23 protein-coding genes are annotated in these 23588 nt (G+C 44.2%); 21 read left to right on the top strand and 2 right to left on the bottom strand.

All coding sequences use genetic code 11. The features are described 5' to 3' along the window. Positions 1-358 precede the first annotated feature (358 nt). The 7 genes from L1D60_RS05460 to L1D60_RS05430 all read left to right on the top strand — a co-directional run bounded on the left by L1D60_RS05460 (position 359) and on the right by L1D60_RS05430 (position 8194). Positions 359-1090 (top strand): SDR family oxidoreductase, encoded by a 732-nt coding sequence (locus L1D60_RS05460; RefSeq protein WP_239840094.1) that lies wholly within the window; start codon positions 359-361, stop codon positions 1088-1090. A gap of 310 nt (positions 1091-1400) precedes the next feature. Continuing rightward, positions 1401-2930: a putative basic amino acid antiporter YfcC gene (yfcC, locus tag L1D60_RS05455; RefSeq protein WP_239840093.1), complete on the top strand. Its 1530-nt coding sequence runs from the start codon at positions 1401-1403 to the stop codon at positions 2928-2930. A gap of 122 nt (positions 2931-3052) precedes the next feature. Next, positions 3053-4039: a succinylglutamate desuccinylase/aspartoacylase family protein gene (locus tag L1D60_RS05450; protein WP_239840464.1), complete on the top strand. Its 987-nt coding sequence runs from the start codon at positions 3053-3055 to the stop codon at positions 4037-4039. A 383-nt stretch (positions 4040-4422) separates the two neighbouring features. Next, positions 4423-5583 (top strand): alpha/beta fold hydrolase, encoded by a 1161-nt coding sequence (locus tag L1D60_RS05445; RefSeq protein ID WP_239840092.1) that lies wholly within the window; start codon positions 4423-4425, stop codon positions 5581-5583. Positions 5584-5621: 38 nt separating this feature from the next. Further along, entirely contained in the window at positions 5622-6527 is a 906-nt protein-coding gene (locus L1D60_RS05440; protein WP_239840091.1) for a helix-turn-helix domain-containing protein, read from the top strand. Positions 6528-6689: 162 nt separating this feature from the next. Next, positions 6690-7451 (top strand): hypothetical protein, encoded by a 762-nt coding sequence (locus L1D60_RS05435; RefSeq protein ID WP_239840090.1) that lies wholly within the window; start codon positions 6690-6692, stop codon positions 7449-7451. Positions 7452-7567: 116 nt separating this feature from the next. Beyond that, the gene (locus L1D60_RS05430; RefSeq protein ID WP_239840089.1) at positions 7568-8194 is read left to right on the top strand and encodes a LysE family translocator; all 627 of its coding nucleotides are present in this window, start codon (positions 7568-7570) and stop codon (positions 8192-8194) included. A 110-nt stretch (positions 8195-8304) separates the two neighbouring features. Here L1D60_RS05430 and L1D60_RS05425 read toward each other — a convergent pair whose 3' ends face one another. After that, positions 8305-9678 (bottom strand): MATE family efflux transporter, encoded by a 1374-nt coding sequence (locus L1D60_RS05425; protein WP_239840088.1) that lies wholly within the window; start codon positions 9676-9678, stop codon positions 8305-8307. A gap of 400 nt (positions 9679-10078) precedes the next feature. Between L1D60_RS05425 and L1D60_RS05420 the strand changes: the two genes are divergently transcribed. The 4 genes from L1D60_RS05420 to L1D60_RS05400 all read left to right on the top strand — a co-directional run bounded on the left by L1D60_RS05420 (position 10079) and on the right by L1D60_RS05400 (position 12210). Continuing rightward, positions 10079-10891 carry a DUF2971 domain-containing protein gene (locus L1D60_RS05420; protein WP_239840087.1) on the top strand — a complete coding sequence of 271 codons (813 nt, stop codon included), beginning with the start codon at positions 10079-10081 and terminating at the stop codon, positions 10889-10891. 140 nt (positions 10892-11031) lie between these two features. Then, positions 11032-11385, top strand: a complete 354-nt coding sequence (locus L1D60_RS05410; protein ID WP_239840086.1) for a hypothetical protein — start codon at positions 11032-11034, stop codon at positions 11383-11385. Between the two features lie 145 nt (positions 11386-11530). Further along, positions 11531-11872, top strand: coding sequence for a hypothetical protein (locus tag L1D60_RS05405; RefSeq protein ID WP_239840085.1), 342 nt, complete (start codon positions 11531-11533; stop codon positions 11870-11872). Between the two features lie 23 nt (positions 11873-11895). Then, complete coding sequence (locus L1D60_RS05400) at positions 11896-12210, top strand: hypothetical protein (RefSeq protein WP_239840084.1); 315 nt, start codon at positions 11896-11898, stop codon at positions 12208-12210. Between the two features lie 215 nt (positions 12211-12425). Here the strand turns inward: L1D60_RS05400 and L1D60_RS05395 are convergent, their stop codons facing one another. Continuing rightward, the gene (locus tag L1D60_RS05395; RefSeq protein ID WP_239840083.1) at positions 12426-13361 is read right to left on the bottom strand and encodes a LysR substrate-binding domain-containing protein; all 936 of its coding nucleotides are present in this window, start codon (positions 13359-13361) and stop codon (positions 12426-12428) included. A gap of 150 nt (positions 13362-13511) precedes the next feature. Between L1D60_RS05395 and L1D60_RS05390 the strand changes: the two genes are divergently transcribed. From L1D60_RS05390 to L1D60_RS05345, 10 genes are all read left to right on the top strand, one after another. Then, positions 13512-14948 (top strand): UDP-N-acetylmuramoyl-L-alanyl-D-glutamate--2,6-diaminopimelate ligase, encoded by a 1437-nt coding sequence (locus tag L1D60_RS05390; protein WP_239840082.1) that lies wholly within the window; start codon positions 13512-13514, stop codon positions 14946-14948. Beyond that, positions 14945-16132, top strand: a complete 1188-nt coding sequence (locus L1D60_RS05385) for a D-alanyl-D-alanine carboxypeptidase family protein (RefSeq protein WP_239840081.1) — start codon at positions 14945-14947, stop codon at positions 16130-16132. The genes L1D60_RS05390 and L1D60_RS05385 overlap by 4 nt, the downstream gene beginning before the upstream one ends. After that, positions 16129-17346 (top strand): MFS transporter, encoded by a 1218-nt coding sequence (locus L1D60_RS05380; RefSeq protein WP_239840080.1) that lies wholly within the window; start codon positions 16129-16131, stop codon positions 17344-17346. The genes L1D60_RS05385 and L1D60_RS05380 overlap by 4 nt, the downstream gene beginning before the upstream one ends. A 162-nt stretch (positions 17347-17508) precedes the next feature. Then, on the top strand, positions 17509-17982 hold the full coding sequence (locus tag L1D60_RS05375; protein WP_239840079.1) for a GrpB family protein: 474 nt from the start codon (positions 17509-17511) through the stop codon (positions 17980-17982). Positions 17983-18009: 27 nt separating this feature from the next. Continuing rightward, positions 18010-18324 (top strand): heavy metal-binding domain-containing protein, encoded by a 315-nt coding sequence (locus L1D60_RS05370; protein ID WP_239840078.1) that lies wholly within the window; start codon positions 18010-18012, stop codon positions 18322-18324. 87 nt (positions 18325-18411) lie between these two features. Beyond that, the gene (locus L1D60_RS05365) at positions 18412-18777 is read left to right on the top strand and encodes a VOC family protein (protein WP_239840077.1); all 366 of its coding nucleotides are present in this window, start codon (positions 18412-18414) and stop codon (positions 18775-18777) included. Between the two features lie 107 nt (positions 18778-18884). After that, complete coding sequence (locus tag L1D60_RS05360; RefSeq protein WP_239840076.1) at positions 18885-19232, top strand: DUF6404 family protein; 348 nt, start codon at positions 18885-18887, stop codon at positions 19230-19232. A 398-nt stretch (positions 19233-19630) separates the two neighbouring features. Beyond that, positions 19631-22189 carry a nitrite reductase large subunit NirB gene (gene nirB, locus L1D60_RS05355; RefSeq protein ID WP_239840075.1) on the top strand — a complete coding sequence of 853 codons (2559 nt, stop codon included), beginning with the start codon at positions 19631-19633 and terminating at the stop codon, positions 22187-22189. Between the two features lie 15 nt (positions 22190-22204). Next, the gene (gene nirD / locus L1D60_RS05350; RefSeq protein ID WP_239840074.1) at positions 22205-22528 is read left to right on the top strand and encodes a nitrite reductase small subunit NirD; all 324 of its coding nucleotides are present in this window, start codon (positions 22205-22207) and stop codon (positions 22526-22528) included. 116 nt (positions 22529-22644) lie between these two features. Then, positions 22645-23451, top strand: a complete 807-nt coding sequence (locus L1D60_RS05345) for a formate/nitrite transporter family protein (RefSeq protein ID WP_239840073.1) — start codon at positions 22645-22647, stop codon at positions 23449-23451. Positions 23452-23588: the final 137 nt, after the last annotated feature.

The raw sequence follows: 23588 nt of genomic DNA, 5'->3' as shown, positions 1-23588 counted from the left end.
AAGTGTAAAAAGCAGAGTTGTGTCATTGCAACTCTGCTTTTTTGATCATGGTGCCGTTGATTTCGGATACTGTAACTCTTGCGCGTCGAAGGTGTTTAATTTGATCTAACCAGTAGCTTTGTGTAGCACGCCTTGTTCCCAACATTTCTTTTTCTTATCATCAACTTCCGAATAAAGTTAATGCATGATTAGGTGCGGTTATGAAGTTTCTGTGGTTAAAAATTTTGGTTACGGTCTTAGTGTTCGCTGGCTTATTTGGCTTGGTGTATTACAAGGTGATGAGTGGGATTTCGTAGAATTTAATCAGTCGAAGATGTGGATCTGTCTCGACTCTATAAAAACAGCATAAGGATAAACAATGCACAAAGTAGTTATAGTTACAGGTGGTGGGCGCGGCATTGGCGCAGCAACAGCCAGTTTACTCGCGACTAAAGGTTATCGCGTTTGTGTTAACTATCGAAAAGATCATGCGGCGGCAAATGCCATTGTCGCTGAGATCAACGCTAATGGCGGCACGGCTATCGCATATCAGGCTGATGTTTCCGTCGAAGATGAAGTGATTTCGATGTTTGAATCGGTGCGACAGCAATTCGGACAAGTTACTCACTTAGTCAATAATGCCGGGATACTATTCACGCAGTCTCGTTTAGTCGACATTGACTATGCTCGTTTTAATAAGGTGATGACAACGAACGTAGGCAGTTGCTTTCTGTGTTGTAAGGCGTTTATTAACCAACTTGATGGACCTGGAGCAATTGTTAATGTCTCTTCTGCTGCCTCTCGTATTGGTGCTCCGTTTGAATACATTGATTATGCCGCTTCTAAAGGCGCAATGGACTCTTTAACAAAAGGTCTTTCGCTAGAAATGGCGGAGCAAGGCATTCGAGTAAACGGTGTTCGGCCTGGATGTATTTATACGGATATGCATGCTGATGGCGGAGAGCCTGATCGTGTTGACCGCTTGGCACCAAACCTTCCTTTAAAAAGAGGGGGCACACCTTTAGAAGTAGCTGAGTCAATTGCTTGGTTACTGTCCGATGAAGCATCTTACGTAACGGGAACCTTTATTGATATTGCAGGTGGTCGTTAGTCATGGATAAGCAGTAATCCACTCGGTTAAATTATGCGTGCTTATTCATCCGTAGCCCTTATTAACGGAACTAGGCGCGCATATGTATATCACTGCTCAATTTATTACAGATGCATTTGGCTGCGTGTTGCGAGCTGGTAATTGATTTGTGTTGTGGATGTAAATGCTTATTTATTGTGCATTGGTAGATGATTTATTTGTGTTTGGATCAAGTTTACGTAGATAAAATCGATATGGAGTAAAAAGTTAGTTGAAGTAACTTTTGTTTTTATTGATAATTAATGCATCTTTTGTGAATAAAAATTATATCATGTCTCAAGCATCTTCTATTTCTTCTTTGGAGAAATCCAAATCATGGCAATTGCCTGATACCCTCATTCTTATCTTCGTTATCGGTATCTTCGCAGCTGCAGCAACGTACTTCATCCCTGCGGGTACCTTTGAAAGCCAAGACGTTACATTCATGGTCGATGGCGCAGAAAAGACACGCAGCGTTATTGATCCTGCATCTTTTAGCTACGCAACTGACGAGAACGGCGAGTTGGTCTACAACACCGTAGGGTTCTTCGCATCTGGTGGTGGCATCGGCCTGATGAACTTCCCATTTGAGGGCTTAGTGTCAGGCTCGAAATGGGGCAGTGCGATTGGCGTTATCATGTTCATGCTGATCATTGGCGGCTCATTTGGCGTCGTGATTCGTACGGGTACTATCGATAACGGTATTCTTCATCTGATCAATAAAACCAAAGGCAGTGAAGCACTGTTTATCCCAGTGTTGTTCCTACTGTTCTCGTTGGGTGGAGCGGTATTTGGTATGGGTGAAGAGGCTGTGGCCTTCGCCATTATCATTGCACCGCTGATGGTTCGCCTTGGCTACGACAGTATTACTACCGTAATGGTGACGTATGTTGCGACACAGATTGGTTTTGCAACGTCTTGGATGAACCCTTTCTCCGTTGCTATCGCGCAAGGTATCGCGGGCATCCCAGTTCTTTCTGGTATGACTTTCCGTATGGTGATGTGGGCATGTTTCACGGTAATTGGTATCGGCTTCACGATGCTTTACGCGGCTCGTATTAAGGCAAACCCTGAATCGTCGTTTACGTTCGCGACAGACAAGCATTTCCGTAAACAAGAAGCAGACGATCAAGTCGTAGCAAAATGGTCATTTGCAGACTCATTGGTCATGCTGACGGTGATTGGTACAACGGCTTGGGTTATCTACGGTGTTGTTGCTCACGCATGGTACATTCCAGAGATCGCTTCTCAGTTCTTCACCATGGGCTTTATCGTTGCAATCATTGGCGCAATTTTCCGCCTTAACGGTATGACGCTTAATGATGCCGCTGACGCGTTTAAAGAGGGCGCAGGAATGATGCTTGCACCAGCGCTGCTAGTTGGCTGTGCGAAAGGTGTACTGCTGATCCTTGGTGGTGGCTCTGGCAGCGAAGCGAGCGTGCTAAACTCAATTCTAAACAGCGCAGGTTCATTCATTAGCGGCTTACCAGACGTAATGGCAGCGTGGTTAATGTTTGTATTCCAATCGGTATTCAACTTCTTTGTAACGTCCGGTTCGGGCCAAGCAGCTCTCACTATGCCTCTGCTATCACCATTGGCTGATATTGCGGGTGTAACACGTCAAGTTGCGGTACTGGCATTCCAGTTGGGTGATGGCTTCACAAACATCATTGTTCCGACGTCGGCTTCACTAATGGCAACGCTAGGTGTATGTCGCATTGATTGGGGCGTATGGGTTAAGTTCTGTGGCCGCTTTATTGGTCTGCTGTTTGTGTTAGCAAGTGTGGTGGTTATTGCCGCGCACCTAATGGGTTTTGCTTAATCATTGAAAAGTAATTCGCGATCCCGAATTCGCTAAACGACTTATATTACACTACGACCAAAGGCGAGCTGAGACTCGCCTTTGTTGTTTTATCACTATTATTGGAATTCGATATGTCAGAAATGACGACACATAATCAAGCGCAGACTTTGGAATATCTTCACTCACTTAATGTCGATGAATTGCCCGCTGGCGATCATAGCTTGAACTTTGCCGTGGCGACCAACGCTATGGGTCAGTGGCAGTACTTACCTGTCCGCGTATTTAAAGGAAAGAGCACAGGCAAAAAGGTAGTAATCACCGCGGGTGTTCATGGTGACGAGCAAAACGGCATCATGACAGCGATGAAAGTGGCTCAACGTCTTGTTGAACAAGATATGGCAGGTTGCGTGACCATTGTACCGACAATCAACATGAGTGGTATCTTGAATCATAGCCGCAACTTTTTTCCTGTCGATCCAGATACATCGCCATCAAACCTCAATCGTTTCTTTCCAGGGAATGTAGAAGGAAATGAAGTTGAGCGTTACTTGGGTACCTTATGGAACAAGCTGCTTCGACCAAACGCAGACATCGCGATTGATCTTCACACGCAAACGACAGGTACGTGTTATCCACTCTATATCTTTGCTGACTATCGAATTGAAAAAGCGAAGAAGATGGCAACCTTAATGAATCCTGACGTGATCTTAAACGATCCGGGCGAGAAAGGGGTTTTAGAGACAGCGTGGAACACACATGGCGTACCAAGTATTACAGTGGAAGTGGGCTCAGGTCGCTACTTTGAACGTGAACTCGTTGAACGTGCCGCTCAAGGTGTAATGAATATCTTAGTCACTGAAGGCGTGATCCAAGGCGAAGTTGACTCTTTAAATACACCTTTGGAAGGCAGCAAAATTATCAGCGTAAAAGCGCAACAAGGCGGTTTTGTTGAGCCACAGGTGTCATTGATGCAGAAGGTCGAGCAGGGCGATCTGTTGGCGATTCAATATGACGCGTTAGGTAACGAGCTACTCCGTTATACTTCACCGGAATCTGGCACAGTTCTAAGCCACAACCTAGAAACGTTGCGCGCGTCTGGCTCATTGGTCGTGCGTCTGATTAAGTAATCACGCGTTTAATTATAGGGGAACTTTAGTTTGCCCTAGATCGGCTCACGCTTTTGTTTAGAGCGTGAGCTTTTTAATCTCAATCCCCATCGATCCCAATCTTTCTTTTGACGTCTGCTGTTCACGGTTTCTGGTAAAAAGACTTAATCATTCGAACGTACCGACATCTGAACTTATACATTTTCAGGATATCCGAGTAAATACGTAAAGTTACAGTATATCAATGGCTTATGTAATTTTCATCCAATGGTTTAGATTCTAAAAAACCACTAACTTTTGAGAATTGTATAAGTCACAAAGTGAGCAATTCTTTAAAATAGACATCTACCTAGTTAAACCGCAGTTGGTAATAGCTGACTAAAAATGAAAGATGTTGAGGCCCTATGAAGATCGTTACGTCGTTACTTGTTATTTTTTTATCTGCACTGGCGCTGATGGGGTGCTCGAGTGTCGCAGAGCAGCCAGAGCCTCTTCATACCTCTGCCCAGTACTACAATTATATCCAACCTTCGTTTGATGAGTATGTTGAGACAACAACAGAATGGTTAGAAGAAAATCGTGCCTTTATCACTGACGATCACCAAAAAGAGTTAGCAATGAATGCGCCTTACAGCAAAGGCGATCCGAATTCCGATAAAGCTATCTTGTTGGCGCACGGGCTAGGGGACTCACCATTCAGTTTTAGCGATATCTCAAGCTCGTTAGCGCAGCAAGGCTTTTACGTGCAGGTGGTATTGTTACCCGGTCACGGAAGCGACCCGCAACACATGAGCCAAGTCAATTACCAAGACTGGCAAACACTTGTGGATCACTATGCCAACCTACTCAAGCAGGAACATGACCAAGTATGGCTGGGTGGTTTTTCTACAGGAGGAAATCTGGTGTCTATTCATGCGTTAGATAACGACGGAATCGATGGGCTAATGCTGTTTTCGCCAGGGTTTCAAACCGTAACGCCATTTTTAGAGCGACTCACTCCCTTGGTGGCAATGTTCACTGATGGCTGGACAGCTGAAGAGACCAATTTCGCCAAATACAGTTCAGCGCCGATTAACAGTGCGTTGGCCTATTCAGAGAGTGCCAAGGTGTTGCGTGATAAAATTGAAGATAGAGAATTGGATATTCCAACCTTGTTAGTTGCGGCAGAGGCTGACAGTGTCATTGATGCCGATGCTCTGCAAGACTATTTTGAGAACCACTTTACCCACCCAAACAGTCAGCTAGTTTGGTATGGCGAAAATCGTCAATTTGATGAGACAAGCAAAACACAGGTTTACTCAATGCATCGTGATGATCTCAAAATCAGTACAGCTTCGCATATGAGCCCACTCTTCGCACCAGAGAATAGCTACTATGGTCAGCACGGAGAGAAAATTATCTGCGAGAACAGCCTACGAAGTGCTAATACTGAAGCATGCAAAAACGGAGAGTCAACATGGTTCTCTGCATGGGGTTATACTGAAAAAGGACGTATCCATGCTCGTTTAACATGGAATCCATATTACGCAGAGTTAGAGTCCACAATGAGAGCAGTTGTACAGTAACGCTTACTATGAATAGGTAGAGCGGCTGGAGAGTAATTATGACTAAGAAAGTGCAGATAAATACCATCTCTGAATTGCATGAGTTTTTAGGGCTAGAGAAACCTACTCATCCTCTAGTAACACTGATTGATCAGAGTAAGATTAAGCAAGAATTTAACGAGCATCTTACTCTCGGATTCGATTTGTACTTTATCTCACTTAAAGACGGTTCGCATTGTAGTATCGGGTACGGTCAAACAACCTATGACTTTAATATCGGAACCATGACATTTTTTGGTCCAGGGCAAGAAGTCAGTATCACTCCGAATGAGCACAATGAAGATGCAATTGGTTGGACTTTGGCATTTCATCCGCAGCTAATTGCCAAATCGGATCTCTACGGAAAAATGCTGGATTACACTTTCTTTGAATATGAAAGTAACGAAGCTTTGCATGTGTCCGAGCGAGAGCGCGTGATGGTGACAGATATCGCCCACAATATTGGCAACGAAACCGTGGCTAATATCGATAAGCATACTCAATCACTGATCTGTTCCAACATCGAATTGCTACTTAAATACTGCAACCGTTTCTACGATCGCCAATTCATCGTACGAGCCGACCTCAACCACGATTATATCCATCGTTTGAGCAAACTGCTGGTGGATTATTATCAAGGCGATAAACCATTTGAACTCGGTATTCCCACGGTTCAATACTGTGGCAAAGAGCTCGGATTGTCACCATACTACCTCAGTGACTTACTCAAGAAAGAGACCGGCAAAAATACCCTAGAGCACATTCATCTATTCGTAATTGAGCGGGCAAAAGTTCTTATGGCAGAGACGGAACACAGTATTACTCAAATCGGCTATGAGCTTGGATTCGAATACCCTCAACACTTCTCTAAACTCTTCAAAGCCAAAACCGGTATCAGTCCAAGAGAATTTCGTAATACTGGTTAGTGTGACGTTACCTTTGCGTGTCTTGAATGGTCTATCCGTACAATAGACTGGTCAAGTTTTCCCATACAAACGGTTACCTTATACACAGAATTTATAAAATTGGCTTATTCCATAACTGGATTTTCGTTAGGTTGATGTGACTCAACAAGCGAGAGACGAATTATGGATAGACCAGCTTTATTACTAGAGCGCCTAAATGAGATAGGGGCGTCATTGGATAGAACGGGCAAGGCTCATGCGCTGCTAGGGCTTGGTTCTGTGGGGATAGAATTAGAAAGGTTGGATGAATATTCTGACCTTGATTTCTTTGCCATAGTACAGGAAGGGCATAAGCAGGAATTTTTAGAAAACCTAAACTGGTTATCAAACATCAACCCGATTGATTATGCGGTTAGAAACACTGTCGATGGATACAAAGTGTTGTACCAAGATGGTGTGTTTTGTGAGTTTGCTGTCTTTGAGCCGCAAGAACTCACCGGAATCCCTTTTTCTGAAGGGCGGATTGTTTGGCAACAACCTGACTTCGATTGTCAATGCTGTATTCCTAAACCGCAGCGCGCTAACCAAAACAATGATTTGGAATGGATCATTGGTGAAGCTCTGACCAATCTATATGTTGGAATGTGCCGCTATCAGCGAGGAGAAAAGCTATCGGGTATGCGATTTGTACAATCATTCGCGCTTGATCGTTTAATTGAATTGGCTGAACGAATCGAAACACCGACACCTGAGTTGGCTGATCAGTTCATGTCGGATCGAAGATTAGAGGTGCGCTTCCCTGAATTTGCTCGCTTACTGCCATCATTCACTCAAGGATATGAGCGAACTCCAGAATCGACCTTGGCACAGTTGTCGTTTTTGAATACGCATTTCAGTATCAATCAAGCTATGCGAGCCAGAATCTTAGACTTGTGTGAGAAGTAAGCAATATAAGGCTTGCTTGAAGGATCAAGCATTCGCATCAACTGTCATCTTTACTCGGTAACAAACTCCGTGTTAGGTTCGAACTCTTGGTGCGAATGAGTGAGGGAGGAAAAGTAATGTCATTCGAAGGCGCAGTCACATTTTTCATTGCTATGTTTATATTCGGAATCACGCCTGGGCCGGGTGTATTTGCTATCTTGGCTCGTGGCATGGTTCATGGGTGGAAACAGTGCATCACACTCTCGTTGGGGATGACATGTAGTGACCTCATCTATCTGTCTCTGGCCTGTTTTGGCCTTGCAACGGTGGCAGAAAATTGGTCGTTTGCGTTTGAAGTTATTCGCTATGTCGGCGCGGCTTATTTGATATACCTTGGCTACAAAATGTTTAAAAGCCTACCTGAAATGCAAGGTTCAGCAGAGCAAGTGGCCAAGCAGAGTCAAAAATCTGAGTTGGCGAGTTTCGCTCAAGGTTTCCTGATCTCAGCATCGAATCCGAAAGTCATTCTGTTTTATATTTCATTTTTGCCGACTTTCATCGATCTTACGGTTCTGCGTTCACAAGATATCGTTTTAGTATCCGTGTTAGCCGCAGTGGCTTTGATGGCGGGCTTGATGTTAATCGCGATGGGGGCTGGCCGTATGGTGACGTTACTGAAAACGCCTCGTGCACACAAAAGGTTAAACCAAAGCGCAGGTGGGATTATGATCGCAGCGGGATCATATCTCGCAATCAATCGCTAGCGATAAATCTTTGGATCAAAAAAGGCGAACTCATTCAATTGGGTTCGCCTTTTTGTTTAGCTAATGATGTCTATTGCTATTGGATAGCCTGATAGCAAATGACTTGGAAACTAGACAGCGCTGACTGGTTGGATATCTCGGCTCTTAATTACGTAGCGCAGTCTAAACAACATCAATGCCGCGGCAACGGTTAAACCGGTTAAGATTCCTACCCAGAAGCCCGTTTCACCCATAGCGGGTACAACATAGTCGGTCAAGCCTAAAACCATACCCATAGGCAGAGCTAAACCCCAATATGAGGCAATCGCCAAGAACATCGGGATCTTGGTGTCTTTGTAACCACGCAAAGCTCCATTCGCTGATGTTTGTAGTGCGTCACTGAACTGGTACATTGCGGTAAACACAAGCAGAGTTGCAGCCGTCGCGCTAATTGCTGGGTCAGTGGTGTATAGGCGAATGATCCACTCAGGGAATAGCAAGAACATCGCCACAGAAAGCAGTGAAATCAACGCTGCAACTAAGATACCGACTTTACTGCGCTCAATCGCACCAAGTTCATCTTTCTCGCCAAGTGCGTGCCCAACACGAATAGTAATGCCAAATGAAATACTCATCGGGATCACGTAAGTGAGGCTTGAGATATTAAGCGCGATTTGTGCCGCAGCCACGTTCTCGGCACCGATACGTCCAATCATCAATGCGATCACAGCAAAGATACTGCCACACACCGCAATGTTCATTCCGATAGGCAAACCAAGCTTGAGTAGGTGAAACATCTCTTTAGCTTTTGGTGCGGCGTCAGCAAAGTTAATAATGGTTTTGTAATGATGATGGCCTTTAATGTACGAATACAGCATGCCCGACATCATCCAGTAGACTAAGCTAGTAGCCCAACCACAGCCCACCGCGCCCATTTCAGGGAAGCCGAACTTACCGTAAATCAGTACGTAGTTAATGGGAATATTCACCAGAAGACCGATTACAGAGATGATCATTGGCACCTTAGTATTGTTCATACCTTCACAGAAGCCGTTCAAGGTATAGAAAAGCGCGATACCCGGTACACCGAAAGCCAGTGCAAACGCATAGTCACTGCCAATTGGGATGATCTCTGATGCCACACCAATCCACTCCAATATCGGCTGTGCACTGACGAGGTAGGCAATAAGCAACACACTGGCAATAAGTGCGAGCCACACCATTTGGAAGAACTCAACAGAAACGCTTTTGAAGTCTCTTGCACCGCGATGGAAAGCCACCACAGGCGTAAGCGCCATAATGATGCCACGTAACAAAAGTAGTACCGGGATCCACAAGCTAGTACCAAGGGCGATAGCTGCTAGATCGGCAGGGCTCACTTGGCCAGCCATTGTTGTATCGACAAAGCCCATAGCTTGGGTTGCGATTTGGGTCAAAATGATAGGAACCGAGAGTTGCATTAATGCACCCGATTCACGAGTAAAAGGACGAAGTTTATTCAGCATGGAGTTTAAGAAACACCAATATAAATGCACCAATGATGGCAGGATGGCGGGTGTGCATTTTAGGGTGTGCCCGTTGGGCGGCGACAATATAAACACCTTACCGTACACGGTCAAGCATTGGTTCTATAGGCGCTTATTTATACTCCTGTTAATCCTAAATAGTGCGCATTTTTTTTCTCATAAGCATGGTTTAAGTTATTGATTTTATTAGCGTGAAGATAAAGTGACAACTTCTATATTTGTTACCTAAATCACTCACAACCCCACATAAGTCATTGTTATCAATTAACTAATGCTTGTACAATTAATGGCATAGTCAACTAGACAGAAATATTCAGTATTTAAGTACAGAATTTTCCTGTCTAAGAACTGTTAGTTGCTTCGAGGAAATAGGTTAAGCATGATTCTTTATAAATATATGTCATTTCAGTCTGCTTCGAAGGTAATGAAGAATAGCTCAATAGGCTTTTCTTGTTTGGAAGACCTTAATGATCCATTTGAAGGTAAAGCTATCTGTTTTGAAGAATCAGATACATTGAGTAGTAAGCTACAGAAAAATCCGCATCATAATCGCCTAAGTAAAAATTATGGGGTATTGTCCCTTACGCGCAATCCGCTAAACCCTCTAATGTGGTCACATTATGGTGATGACCACAGAGGTGTTGTTATTGGCATTGATATGAAAAAGGCTAACTTGCTGGATGAAAATTCATGTGTAATTCCTGCCCAATATGGTGAGATAATTTACACATCAACCATGCCACAGAATATGCTCCCGACATCAAGCTCTGAGTCACTAATGTCTATAGGAACAGAATATAAATGTTTCAGACATCATAATTACGATCTGTTTAAAAACGCATTTCTCATGAAAGATCTAACATGGGGGTACGAAGAGGAGGTTAGAGTTGTAAAAAATATTAATGGCTCTCAGAAATCTCGTTACTCAGCATGTGAGTTTGAGAATGAAGCAGGAACATGGAATCAAGTAACAATACTAGGGCGTCCACTGTATTGTTTATCAATTCCCAAAGAATCAATAGTTGAAGCATATTTAGGTTGCTCTACCTACAGCAATGTTACCCGTTTGGGTATGAACGAAGATGATTACCTTAATATCCGCAAAGCTTGGCAATCAAGTGGCGTAAATGTTCAATTAGTACGCCGCAAGGAAGGGACTTGGAACTTAGAAGTTTCTGACTACAAAATTTAGAACGCAACTAACAAACAAATTAAGAGTGATTCAGCATGCTTGGCATTTTTGGTTTGGGTTGAGTTCAGTGTTTACGGGGGGCAATTGAGTGTCGTGGTCGCGTGCTTCACCTTAATTGGTCGCTTCTTTTGGAGTTTACAGTGATAAATATTCCTGATTATTGGTTAGATTTTATATCCAATAACAATTTGAGCAATAAGTCATTTGAGCTCCCAGATGATTTTGATTTGTCTGGGTTAGGTGCTGATTTTAAGGTCTTTGCTCGCTCGGAAATTGACGATGAAACTAGCAATTATTATCCGGGCATTAACGTCGTTAAGTCTGGGTATATAGCTGTCGCTTGCTGTTTGTGTGGCTCTGGTGATCCATACTTTATCAATGTGAATGATGGTGAAAATGGGAAGCTTTATCGAGTTTATCACGACGATAATTTCATCGATATTGTTGTAAATAATTACAAGGATATCTTGAAGTTTGCTGAACCGGAAAACTGACGCGCTGCTTAAGGCGGATTGCCAACGCTCGGCGAATTTACTTCAAAGTTTCGTCTGTGTTTTAGTTGGCTTTTTTGAGTTTTGTGTAATTTTGTCAGTTACTTAACAGGGTGTTATGCACTATATCGTTTAAAAAGGCTATCGAATGAATAAGTTGTTAGAAGAGTTACTAAAACGTGGGTTTAAAGCAAAAATGCGGAATAAGAGCATTTTTGTTAATCTTTCGCTGTTGTCATACCCAGTAGTAATATCTCACAACATTGCACGAAACACCTACGAGTTAAACATTGAATATTGGCGCTATATTGTCGTAATGATAGGGTTGTCGATTAATGCAATAGTCGGTTTCGTTTACGGCAATGTCATTCTAAGTTCTATCATATTGGCTATTGTATTGTTGCAGCCAGTAGGGTTGTTTATATCAAAATCTAGATCCAAAGAACTAGAAGAGTATCTTGAATCACTTAATGGTGAAGTACAGGCATAACAAGGTGTTATACAAATACAAGGATGAAAATGGAAATTACAGCTAAGAAAATCTCGAAAAGGTCTCTATTCAAAATACTCTTTATTGGTTTGAGCCTAGGCTTCTTTACCTTCTTTTTAGTTTGTGGTGTTGCGTCTTTATTTGGTGCTGAGACTGTAAATTGGAATGAAACACCAGTAACAGGAACATCAGGGCTTCTTCTAGCTTTGGCAATATGGCCAGTGTTTAGTTTGTGCTTCACATTGTTCATGTGGTGTTTTGTAGCATTTGGTCTTTGGATTTACTCTTTAGTTAAACCATTGAACATAGTCTTTAAAGAGGTTCCTAAACCCCATTAGCCATTTGTATAACAAACGTTCAAGATCCAATCCGCCCGAGCATGTGGGATATGGTTGGGGCATCTGTTGCCATTCTGGGGATGGCAATCATCATGCTTTCGCCGAGAAGTGCTTAACAGACTCAATAACCTGATTAGAAAGCAAAAGGCGCGGACCATCTTACCGCGCCTATTCAACTCCGAAGCACATCCACTCAAACAATCTCAATAACGCAATTAGTTAGAACGCAGGTAGTTCACTTTATAGGTGACTACTTGTTTGACCAATTCTGTTAGCCATACGATTCTTGGGTGATGGCTGTCGCCGCGTAGTGTCACCATTTCAATATCAAAATCAGGGATGTCGATAGGGGGCTCGCATAGCGTCAATGAATCTTCAATTAGATCAGATTTTCCGACCATTTCAGCCATCACGGCTAGTACATTTCTTCCCGTGAGCATTCTTCGAATCGTTAAGAATCGCGTTGTGCCCATTACAACATTACGCTGGATATTCATTTGAGCGAGGGTTTTATCGACTCGTGTCGCCAAAGTTTGGTTGGCTGTGACGATCATCTGCGGCGTATTGAGATAGGTATCTAACGAGATAGGTAATTCACTTTGCAGCACTTGGTTATCAAAGGTGCAGAGGTGGCGCTCTCGATAGAGAAAGGTCGTCGCGACTTTATTGGGTAAGTCCGAAAAGACACCAATGCACAAGTCAACCTCACGTGATTCAAGCGCATCAACACAGTTGTTGCCATCAACAGGCTTAAACAATACCTTGGCTTTCGGCGCTAAGGTTTGCAGTTGGTCGAATAGCTTTGGTGCAAAAATCTGCTCCGCATAGTCACTCAATCCCACTGCGAATACACCGTCAAACCCTAGCGGATCAAATTGGTTAGCTTGCATGATCTCTTGACTGAATATGGTCATGATCTGACGTACCTTGGGTTCAATCTCGTGTGCTCGAACGGTAGGGCGCATGCTATTGCCATCCCTTTCAAATAGCGGGTCGCCTAACAATTCACGCAGTCTTTTGAGGTTATAGCTGGTGGCAGGTTGCCCGAGATGCAGTGACTCAGCGGCTTTCGATACGCTTCTGTGGCGAAAAAGCGCATCAAAAGTCAGCAGCAAGTTCATATCTACACGTTGCCAATTTATTTCACTCACAGTGACCTCTTTGCTTGCCTATTTGGGTGTGTCTGTTTCTGATGAGGTAAGGTTATTAGTCTAATCGATACAGATAATAGAATCATTCGATTTCATTAATTTAATTGTGTTTCTTATACTCCACTCATTAACGAATTAAGGAGCGCGTAAATGCAAAGCAGTGCGATTTCACAACAGAGAGCGGTCTTACAATCCTTGCCTGTGAGGCAATTTAAGACCAATAGCGCAGAGGTAGAATCAGGCGATGTATTTGTCTGTCGCCAAGGCATTTCATTAGATGGGCATGACTTTGTAGTGCGAGCTGTAAATCAAGGTGCTTGTGCCATCATCGCCAATAGACCACTACAAGCTAGCGTGCCCGTGATTGTGACCGATAGCTATTATCAAAGCTTGGCGCTTCTTAAAGCCTACTATGAACACCCACATAAGGCGGTAAGCCATATCGGTGTGACGGGAACCAACGGTAAGACGACGGTTTCTCACTGCTTGAATCAGATCCTTAACTTGGAAAGCAGAAGTGCTTATATCGGGACGCTAGGGGCACAGTTGGTTGAGGAGCAAGTACCGCTGACCAACACCACTCCAGATGGCGTCACCTTGCTCAATATCTTCCAACAGATGCGAATGCAAGACACCGAGTTCAACGTGATGGAGTTGAGCAGCCATGCGCTTGCACAAGATCGCGCCGGTTTTGTCTCACTTCAGGTCGGGGTGATCACTAATATCGGTGAAGACCACCTCGATTTTCACCGCACGAAAGACAGCTATATCCACGCTAAATTACAGTTGGTCGACCGCATCCAGTCAAAAGGAACCTTAGTGGTTAATTTAGATGACCCACATGCTTTGGCTGCGATTGAAAGGGTATCTGAAGGAATCGAGGTCGTGACCTTTTCAAAGGCAGGGCAGAAGGCCGATGTTGTCGCTTCAAACATAACGTCGTTCGAGCGTGGGATGCGATTCACGTTAACAGCGGCGGGAGAAAGTGTTGATGTGCGCTCGCCAATGCCGTTTCTGTATAACGTTGAAAATGCGTTAGCGATTGCAAGTACGCTTTATGCGTTGGGTTGGTCTCTAGAGAAGATCGCACAAGGAATAGAACGCATTGAAATGCCTGAAGGGCGTGCTCAATTTGTAGAGTTACCGAATGATTGTAAGGGGTTAGTCGATTACGCCCACAACAGTGATGGGCTCAGGGCTTTGCTTGAGGCGGTTCAAGACTATGTGGAACGGCGTTTAATTGTAGTGGTTGGAGTAACGGGAGACCGCTTACAGCAGGCGAGTGAAATAGGGGCGATTTGTGCCAAGTATGTTGATTTAATAGTCTTCACATCAGACAACCCGATGGGGGTGATTCAAGGGGAGATTTTCCAAGCGCTGCGCTCGCAGGTAGGCAGTACGCCCCATTTTGAAATCAGCGATCGCAGAGAAGCGATTAAGCTGGCTAAGAAGATGAGTGAGGGTGGTGATCTTGTTGTAGTGTGCGGGAAAGGAAGTGAGACCTTTCAATATTTGTCGGATGGCAAAGATCAAAAACAGAGTTACATCGGTGATCTGGCTGCGCTCCGGATAGCGGAGGCGTTATGAAGATGAAACTAACGAGCTTTTTTTCCTTAATTTTATTGTATAGCGCGAATACATTGGCCGTTGTTGTGCCTGACCCACCATCGCTCGGTGCTAAAGGGTATCTGCTAATGGATTTCAATTCTGGTGAAGTGTTGGCAGAGAGCAATTCGCAAGCGCTACTCGCACCCGCCAGCTTGACCAAGTTGATGACGGCTTATGTGGTGGGGCAGGAGATCGTAAATGACAGATTAACTTGGGAGACTCAAGTCGAGGTAAGCCCAAACGCTTGGTCGGTGAAGTTTCCTGATTCTTCCAAAATGTTTATCAAACCGGGCGACAGCGTCACCATTAAAGATCTTATGCGTGGGTTGATCATCCAATCAGGGAATGATGCCGCGGTTGCTTTGGCTGAGCACGTAGCGGGGAGTGAAGGTGCCTTTGTCAGCCTGATGAATGGTTGGGCGCAGTCTTTAGGAATGTCGAACACCAATTTTGTTAATGCTCACGGGCTAGATGGAGAAGGTATTGCGACCACGCCGAAAGATATGGGGATCTTATTGCGCGCTATCATTCAACAAGTGCCTGAAGTCTATGTCCTGTACAAAGAGCGTCGATTCACATGGGCAGGCATCGAGCAATACAACCGTAATAAGCTGTTATGGGATAGAACTATAGAGGTTGATGGCGGTAAAACAGGATTCACAGAGAGCGCTGGTTACAGCTTGGTCTCTTCAGCAGTGCAGGGGAGGATGCGTTTGATCGCAGTGGTGATGGGCACAGCGAGCCCTCAAGCACGAGTTAATGAATCGCGTCAGTTGTTGAACTATGGATTCCGTTTTTTCGATACCTTACAAACAGCAAAAAGTGGTGAGGTGATTTATGAAGCCAGAATTTGGCAGGGAGAAAGTGAGCAGGTCGATGTGGTTGTTGAAGACGATATTTTCCTCACATTGCCGAGCAATCGAACCGACAAACTCCAGAAAAATCTAGAATTAAATGAGAGGCTAACAGCGCCGATTACCAAAGGTGAGGTACTGGGTCAGCTCGTTTGGAGTCTGGATGGCAAAACGGTGAAAATCGCTTCAGTGGTGAGTGCACAAGAGGTGAAGCAAGGTTCGATGTTGAAACGTCTCAAGGATACCTTTCTGCTCTGGTTTAGCTCTTTGATTGATGATGTGAAAAGCCTGTTTGGAGACGCGCTATGAATCTGCCTGTCGTCAACGCTTCTTTGTGGAGTAATCGGGATTATGTGAGGCTGTTGCTCGCTCAGGTAGTGTCGCTCATTGGGACAGGAGTAAGTTCAGTTTGCTTAGCTTTGTTGGCCTATGAACTCGCAGAGAGTGAGGCGAGTACGGTATTAAGCACTGCTTTTGCGCTTAAGATGCTCGCGTATATCGGCCTCGCGCCAATATTTGCTGTGTTGAGCAGAAGGTGGCCTAAAAAGCGAACCTTGATCATCTTAGATTTGCTCAGAGCTGTGCTTTTCATGGCGTTACCGTTCGTGGATCAGGTATGGCAAGTTTATGTACTGATGTTTGCGATCAATGCTTGCTCGGCTGCTTTCACACCATTGTTTCAGGCAACGCTGCCGCAAATCGTCCCGATTCGAGAGCACTACACTAAAGCACTCTCATATAGTCGAATTGCCTACGATTTGGAGCAAGTGCTTAGTCCAGTATTAAGCGCGGTGCTTTTGACCGTTGTGAGCTTTCGTCATCTGTTCTGGGCTGATGCTGCGACATTTATTATCTCAGCAGTGTTGGTTTTATTGTGCTTCATTCCTTCAGATAAGGGGCAACATGAACAGACTAGTAAGCTGTGTTGGAAAACCATTTTTAGTGGCATCACCACCTATCTGGCTCACTCTTCTCTGCGCTCACTGTGGTACGCGTATTTAGGCGCCGCGGCCGCAAGTGCCATGGTGATAGTGAATACGGTTGTCTACGTCCATGACATTCTGCATGGTGGCGACAGTGAAACGGCACTAGCTATGCTGGCTGTTGGAGTAGGCTCGATGTTGGCGGCGATTTTCTTATCAAAGCTTGTTAATCGTTATAGTCCGCAGCGTTATCACATCAGAGGATTGCTCCTAATATGGTTGGCGTTCTATGCCGGAACATGGCTCCCAGATTGGTTTGGCTTTATCGTTCTTTGTTTCTCTTTGGGTATAGGTATGTCTTGTATCCAGACCACTTCTGGTATCGTGATTAACGATGCGGCTGGCAGTGAAGATGCTGGGCAGTATTTCGCTGCGCACTTTTCGTTAACGCATTTTTGGTGGTTATTAACCTATCTGGCTGCCGGGCTGTCGGCCACTTATCTAGGTATGTCTGGTGCTTATTGGGTGATGTTTACCCTTGCTACGTTAAGTGGTGGTATTTATCTGGTTCAAGTCGTTCGAAGTCGAGCAATCGCGTAGACCGTTAGCCTTATTCCTATTCATGGTTTTATTAATTCTTACGCAACTATGTATATATTTAATAAATTTGTTATTGTGGTCAGAGAGTTACATTAAGGCATTCGAGAATGAAGCCTTAATGCGATATGGAGCTTAAAGGAACTGAAGCTTTGGAGAACAGGGATGAAATTTTATAGCGCTGAAGAGTATCAGCCAGTTTGCGACGATTTATATCGACGTTATCAAGCTAAAATACAGGCGTTATTACCCAGTGCGGTGATTGAGCACATTGGTGCATCAGCGATTGATAAAGCCGTGTCTAAGGGTGACTTAGATATACTTGTTGGCGTCAACAGTGCGGAGTTAGAGGGTGCCGTAACGTCGTTGAAGACTTTGGGATTCAATGAAAAATTGGATACGTTACGAACGCCCGAGTTATGCATGTTGGAAAGTGAATCGGAAGAGGATGTCGCTTTCCAAGTAGTCGCGTTTGGCTCGGAGTTTGATATGTTTGTAACGTTTCGAGACAAACTTCGAAACAACCCTTTGTTAGTTTATGAATACAATGATCTTAAAGTGTCATGTTCGGGCTGGCCTCAAGACGCTTATCGTCTTAAGAAGTCTGCTTTTATTGAGCGTGTCTTATCACTAGATTAAAACCCAAGCAGGATGAATAGGTAAGTTATGATTTATACAACAACAGAAACGGTTCCTGGTAGGGAAATTGAAGCGGTACTTGGTGTCGTAAATGGTAACGTTGTTCAATCGAAACACGTTGGCAGGGATATCATGGCGGGATTGAAAGGTATCGTTGGTGGTGAGTTAAAAGGGTACACCGAGATGCTAACTGAGGCTCGAAACATCGCCATTGAGCGCTTGGTGGAAGAAGCTCAAGGGCTAGGCGCTGACGCCGTTGTTGGCATCCGATTTACCACCAGCTCCGTAACAGATGGTGCGTCCGAAATATTGGTATTCGGTACCGCCGTTAAGCTGTCTTGATAAAGCTATTTCAAGAAAGCTCACGACGTAAGGCTACCTTGATAAAGTGCGAGAATTACCTAGACACATTTAAAATCGGAGTTGGAAATGGGAAACCTAAATACCGTAGAGATAAAGTCGTTCGTACCTGCCAAAGACTTTGAATTTTCTAAACGCTTCTATCAGTCAATAGGCTTTGAAATGGCTTCTGAATTTGAAGGCATCGCGTATTTCAAATCGGGCTCATGTGCTTTTTTACTTCAAGAATTCTATGAACCTGCTCATAGCAATAATTTTATGATGCACCTTTTGGTAGAAGATGCACAAAGTTGGTTTGACCACATCGAAAAACTGGATGTGGTTGAGAAGTTTGGTGTCAAAGTGACTGAGCTTATTGAGCAACCTTGGGGAATGCTTGAATTTTGTATGACGGATCCAAGTGGCGTGCTGTGGCGCATTGGACAAAATAAGTAGTCTCACAAACTTAACGTCTGAGCTCATGACAACAGCTTGCAGTGGCTTAGCGGTTAGGTTGTTCAAGTTTGAAGATGTTTGTAATTCAGGGAGTGTCGAATAGGTTTATGAGTCATCAGGAAAAGTTAGCAAGAGCTGACGAGTATCTACAAACGGTTGGATTGCCATGTAAGACAGACAAAACATATCTTTATCGTTTTCTTAGACGCCGTGGTTTTGAGTTGAAGCCGATGTATTGGGAGTCTTTTTATAAAAATGTCACCCTAAAGTTTGTCGAGTTCTTTCTGTTCTATTTCTCGTTTATTTATCTGTTTAGCCTCGTTGGTGTGGGTTTAACACTTGCCGCTACTTTAGTTAACGCGCTGCTGACCAGCTCGATTTTTGCCATTATGATCAGTGCTCATCACCGCTACCTAGTTAAGAAACACAAGCTTATTGATTGGGAAAAGATTTAGTCAGTAGAGAAGGGCTTGATAGTGATAGAGCTACGGATGTTTTAGCAGAACCTTTCATATTGGCAAACACTTTGTCATGTAAGCCGGTAAATTTTAAAACAATATGTCATCATTTATCATTCAAATGAAAATGATTGTTATTTAACTTCTTTTTAAGTTACCCTGTGTGAAATTTTACTACAGCATGATATGCCTAAAGTTGAGCATTTGTCTTGCGTTTAACCATAGATAAAGTCAGGTTATACGTTTGCTCTGGTCTATTTTTAATCGGTTATACCTCTTTTGTCCTACCCCTTTCGGGTAGTTCATTTTCGTAATTGATTTACATCATATTTTCATTTTCTTTCATAATTCATTATTCGCTCAGTTAAGAAAATTATAACCTTTCAGGAATTCTTATGAGCAAGATGAAGCTAGTCGTAATCGGTAACGGGATGGTAGGCCATCGCTATATCGAAGATTTAGTCGAGAAGACAGACGTAGCCAACATGGACATTACGGTGTTCTGTGAAGAGCCACGTGTAGCGTATGACCGTGTACACCTTTCTTCTTACTTTTCACACCACACAGCAGATGAACTTTCTTTAGTAAAAGAGGGCTTCTACGAGAAACATGGCATCAACATGTTAATCGGCGAGCGCGCTATCACAGTAAACCGTGAGAAAAAGATCGTTTACTCAAGCTCTGGTCGTGAAATTCAATACGACAAGCTAGTCATGGCGACGGGTTCTTTCCCATTCGTTCCGCCTATCAAAGGCCGTGAAAGCAAAGACTGCTTTGTGTACCGTACTATCGAAGATCTAAAAGCGATCGAAGCGTGTGCGAAGAAGAGCAAAGTCGGTGTTGTAATCGGTGGTGGTCTACTTGGTCTTGAAGCAGCTGGTGCACTGAAAGCTCTGGGTGTAGAAACTCATGTGGTTGAGTTTGCGCCTAAGCTAATGGCTGAACAGCTTGACCAAGCGGGTGGTAACCAACTTCGTCAAAAGATCGAAAGCATGGGTGTACAAGTTCACACCAGCAAAAACACGCTTGAAATCGCTCCTGAAGGTAAAGAAGCACGTAACGTTATGCGTTTTGCAGACGGTACTGAATTAGAAACTGACTTCATTGTATTCTCTGCGGGTATTCGCCCTCAAGATAAACTTGCTCGTGACATGAAGCTAGACGTTGCTCCACGCGGCGGTATTGCTATCAATGATTTCTGTCAGACTTCTGATGACAGCATCTACGCTATCGGTGAGTGTGCATCTTGGAACGAAACCTTCTACGGTCTAGTCGCTCCAGGTTACAAGATGGCAACCGTTGCTGTTGACCACATAGTGGGTACCGACAGCAAGTTTGAAGGTGCAGACATGTCTGCGAAGCTGAAGCTTCTAGGTGTGAAAGTAGGTTCAATCGGTGATGCAAACGGTCGTACACCGGGTTGTAAGAGCTACGTTTACCAAAACGAAGAGCAAGAAGTTTACAAACGCCTAATCGTTTCTGAAGACAACAAGAAACTTCTAGGTGCAGTAATGGTTGGTGATACATCTGATTACGGTGATCTTCTACAGCTTATGCTGAACGAAATCGACCTACCAGAGCACCCAGATGCGCTTATCCTACCTGCTCACGCTGGTGCAGAGAAGCCAACACTAGGCGCAGATGCACTGCCTGAATCAGCGGTTATCTGTTCTTGTTTTGACGTAACAAAAGGCAAGATCGCGGCAGCAGTTGCTGAAGGTCACCACACTATCGGTGATATCAAAGCAGTAACTGGCGCAGGTACGGGTTGTGGTGGTTGTATCCCTCTAGTGACTTCAGTTCTTAACGCTGAGCTTGAAAAAGCAGGTGTTGAAGTGAAGAACGACGTATGTGAGCACTTTGCTTACTCTCGTCAAGAGCTGTTCCACCTAGTACGCATCGGTGAAATCAAGTCGTTCGAAGAGCTACTTGAGAAGCACGGTACAGGTTACGGTTGTGAAGTATGTAAGCCACTTGCTGGTTCTATCCTTGCTTCAAACTGGGGTGACCACATCCTTAAGCCGTCTCTCGTTAAACTGCACGATACCAACGATAACTTCCTAGGTAACATGCAAAAAGATGGTACTTACTCTGTTATTCCTCGTATGGCTGGTGGTGAAGTAACACCTCAAGCACTGTCTGTTCTTGCAAACGTTGCAGCAGAGTACAACCTGTACACCAAGATCACGGGTGCACAACGTATCGGTCTATTCGGCGCGCAGAAAGACGACCTTCCTGCAATCTGGAAGAAGCTAATCGCTGCGGGTTACGAAACGGGTCAAGCTTACGGTAAGTCTCTACGTATGGTTAAGACTTGTGTGGGTTCAACTTGGTGTCGTTACGGCGTACAAGACTCTGTAGGTCTTGGTGTAATGCTAGAGAACCGCTACAAAGGTATCCGTGCTCCTCATAAGATGAAGTTCGGTGTGTCTGGCTGTACTCGTGAGTGTGCGGAAGCACAAGGTAAAGACCTTGGTATTATCGCGACTGACGCAGGTTGGAACATGTACGTAGCGGGTAACGGTGGTATGAAACCACGTCACGCAACGCTACTTGCTAGTGACTTAGACCAAGAAACGCTAATCAAGTACATCGACCGTTACATGATGTTCTACGTACGTACTGCAGCTCCGCTACAACGTACTTCTGTATGGTTCGACAACTTAGAAGGCGGTATTGATTACCTACGTGAAGTTATCATCGAAGATAAGCTTGGCATCAACGACCAACTTGAAGCTGACGTAGCGAAGCTGATTGAAGAATTCAGCTGTGAGTGGACTGACACTATCAACGACGAAACACAACTTAAGCGTTTCTCTCACTTCATCAACTCAGATGAGCGTGATGACAACGTAATGTTCGTTACTGATGGTCGTGAGCAACACCGTCCAGCGACATTTACTGAAAAACACCCAGAAGTGAAGGGCGACATCCTTCACGTAGCGGCAGAGTAATAGGGGAACGACATCATGGCATTTACAAAAGTTTGTAAAATCGAAGACATCATCCCAGGTACTGGTGTTGTTGCACTACTAAACGGCGAGCAGGTTGCTATCTTCCGCCCACGTGCAACAGAAGAAGTGTTCGCAATTAACAACATGGACCCATTCTTCCAAGCTAACGTTCTGTCTCGCGGTCTTATCTGTGAGCATCAAGACGAGCTATGGGTTGCAAGCCCGCTTAAGAAGCAACGCTTTAACCTAGCGACTGGCCTTTGCATGGAAGACGAGCGCATGAGCGTGAAATCTTACAAAGCGCGAGTTGTGAAAGGTGCGGTAGAAGTCGCGGCTTAATCGCCAAGATTTGATAGTTCAAGGGCTCTAGTGAGTGATGATTGTCATAACGACAACTAGAGCCTTTTCCTATCCAATTTTAACTTTTTATTTTTAACTTTTATTAAGGGCAATTTATGTCTGCTTTCAAACCTGTAGAATTCGTACAAACCATGATCGATGTTGGTGAAGCGAAAACAAAAACAAGTACTCGTGATCTTATTTTACGAGGCACTATGGCTGGTGTGATTCTTTCACTTGCTGTTGTTGTTGCGATTACCACTATCGTACAGACAGGTATCGGTATTGTTGGTGCACTTGTATTCCCAGTGGGCTTTGTGATTCTAAGTATTATGGGTTACGACCTAGTAACGGGTGTATTCGGTTTAGCGCCATTGGCTAAGTTTGATAACCGCCCAGGTATCACTTGGGGTAAGATTTTCCGCTGTTGGGGTCTGGTTGGTCTAGGTAACCTGCTTGGTTCTCTACTGGTAGCATTCTTAGTTGCTGTTTCTCTAACAGGTAACTTCTCTCTAGATCCAAACGCAGTAGCTCAAAAGTTCATTGCAGTTTCTACAGCTCGTAGCCTAGGTTTCGAAAACATGGGTATGGACGGTTGGATCACATGTTTCGTACGCGGTATTTTCTGTAACCTAATGGTATGTCTAGGTGTAATTGGTAACATGACTGCTCGTTCTATGCCTGGTAAGGTAGCGATGATGTGGTTCCCAATCTTCATCTTCTTCGCGCTAGTATTCGAGCACACAGTGGTAAACATGTTCCTATTCCCACTAGGTATGATTCTTGGTGCTGACTTCGGTATCGCGACTTGGTTGAACTTCAACCTTATCCCAACAATCCTAGGTAACATCGTTGGTGGTCTAGTAATGACTTGTATCCCACTTTACCTAACTCACGCTAAAACAGCACCAGCGATTAAATAATCCTGAACTGAGCAATCAAGCGTAATGAATTAACATCAAGGCCCTGCAGTGTACTGTGGGGCCTTTTTATCTTCTTTGTCGTCTTTGTCTTCGATCGTCAGTATTCGCTATGCTTTTATTAGATTGATGAACAGTAA

The sequence above is a fragment of the Vibrio sp. Isolate30 genome, assembly GCF_022397975.1.
Taxonomy (GTDB): domain Bacteria; phylum Pseudomonadota; class Gammaproteobacteria; order Enterobacterales; family Vibrionaceae; genus Vibrio; species Vibrio fortis.
This window is presented reverse-complemented; position numbering and strand designations above follow the sequence as displayed.

Bases quoted from the DNA above. Each gene is read 5' to 3' on its own strand.
- L1D60_RS05450 (WP_239840464.1), top strand. From the start codon at position 3,053: ATGACGACACATAATCAAGCGCAGACTTTGGAATATCTTCACTCACTT.
- nirB (WP_239840075.1), top strand. From the start codon at position 19,631: ATGAGCAAGATGAAGCTAGTCGTAATCGGTAACGGGATGGTAGGCCAT.
- L1D60_RS05405 (WP_239840085.1), top strand. From the start codon at position 11,531: ATGAATAAGTTGTTAGAAGAGTTACTAAAACGTGGGTTTAAAGCAAAA.
- L1D60_RS05365 (WP_239840077.1), top strand. From the start codon at position 18,412: ATGGGAAACCTAAATACCGTAGAGATAAAGTCGTTCGTACCTGCCAAA.
- L1D60_RS05400 (WP_239840084.1), top strand. From the start codon at position 11,896: ATGAAAATGGAAATTACAGCTAAGAAAATCTCGAAAAGGTCTCTATTC.
- L1D60_RS05440 (WP_239840091.1), top strand. From the start codon at position 5,622: ATGACTAAGAAAGTGCAGATAAATACCATCTCTGAATTGCATGAGTTT.
- nirD (WP_239840074.1), top strand. From the start codon at position 22,205: ATGGCATTTACAAAAGTTTGTAAAATCGAAGACATCATCCCAGGTACT.
- L1D60_RS05460 (WP_239840094.1), top strand. From the start codon at position 359: ATGCACAAAGTAGTTATAGTTACAGGTGGTGGGCGCGGCATTGGCGCA.
- yfcC (WP_239840093.1), top strand. From the start codon at position 1,401: ATGTCTCAAGCATCTTCTATTTCTTCTTTGGAGAAATCCAAATCATGG.
- L1D60_RS05380 (WP_239840080.1), top strand. From the start codon at position 16,129: ATGAATCTGCCTGTCGTCAACGCTTCTTTGTGGAGTAATCGGGATTAT.
- L1D60_RS05345 (WP_239840073.1), top strand. From the start codon at position 22,645: ATGTCTGCTTTCAAACCTGTAGAATTCGTACAAACCATGATCGATGTT.
- L1D60_RS05435 (WP_239840090.1), top strand. From the start codon at position 6,690: ATGGATAGACCAGCTTTATTACTAGAGCGCCTAAATGAGATAGGGGCG.
- L1D60_RS05425 (WP_239840088.1), bottom strand. From the start codon at position 9,678: ATGCTGAATAAACTTCGTCCTTTTACTCGTGAATCGGGTGCATTAATG.
- L1D60_RS05430 (WP_239840089.1), top strand. From the start codon at position 7,568: ATGTCATTCGAAGGCGCAGTCACATTTTTCATTGCTATGTTTATATTC.
- L1D60_RS05375 (WP_239840079.1), top strand. From the start codon at position 17,509: ATGAAATTTTATAGCGCTGAAGAGTATCAGCCAGTTTGCGACGATTTA.
- L1D60_RS05360 (WP_239840076.1), top strand. From the start codon at position 18,885: ATGAGTCATCAGGAAAAGTTAGCAAGAGCTGACGAGTATCTACAAACG.
- L1D60_RS05445 (WP_239840092.1), top strand. From the start codon at position 4,423: ATGAAGATCGTTACGTCGTTACTTGTTATTTTTTTATCTGCACTGGCG.
- L1D60_RS05385 (WP_239840081.1), top strand. From the start codon at position 14,945: ATGAAGATGAAACTAACGAGCTTTTTTTCCTTAATTTTATTGTATAGC.
- L1D60_RS05390 (WP_239840082.1), top strand. From the start codon at position 13,512: ATGCAAAGCAGTGCGATTTCACAACAGAGAGCGGTCTTACAATCCTTG.
- L1D60_RS05370 (WP_239840078.1), top strand. From the start codon at position 18,010: ATGATTTATACAACAACAGAAACGGTTCCTGGTAGGGAAATTGAAGCG.
- L1D60_RS05420 (WP_239840087.1), top strand. From the start codon at position 10,079: ATGATTCTTTATAAATATATGTCATTTCAGTCTGCTTCGAAGGTAATG.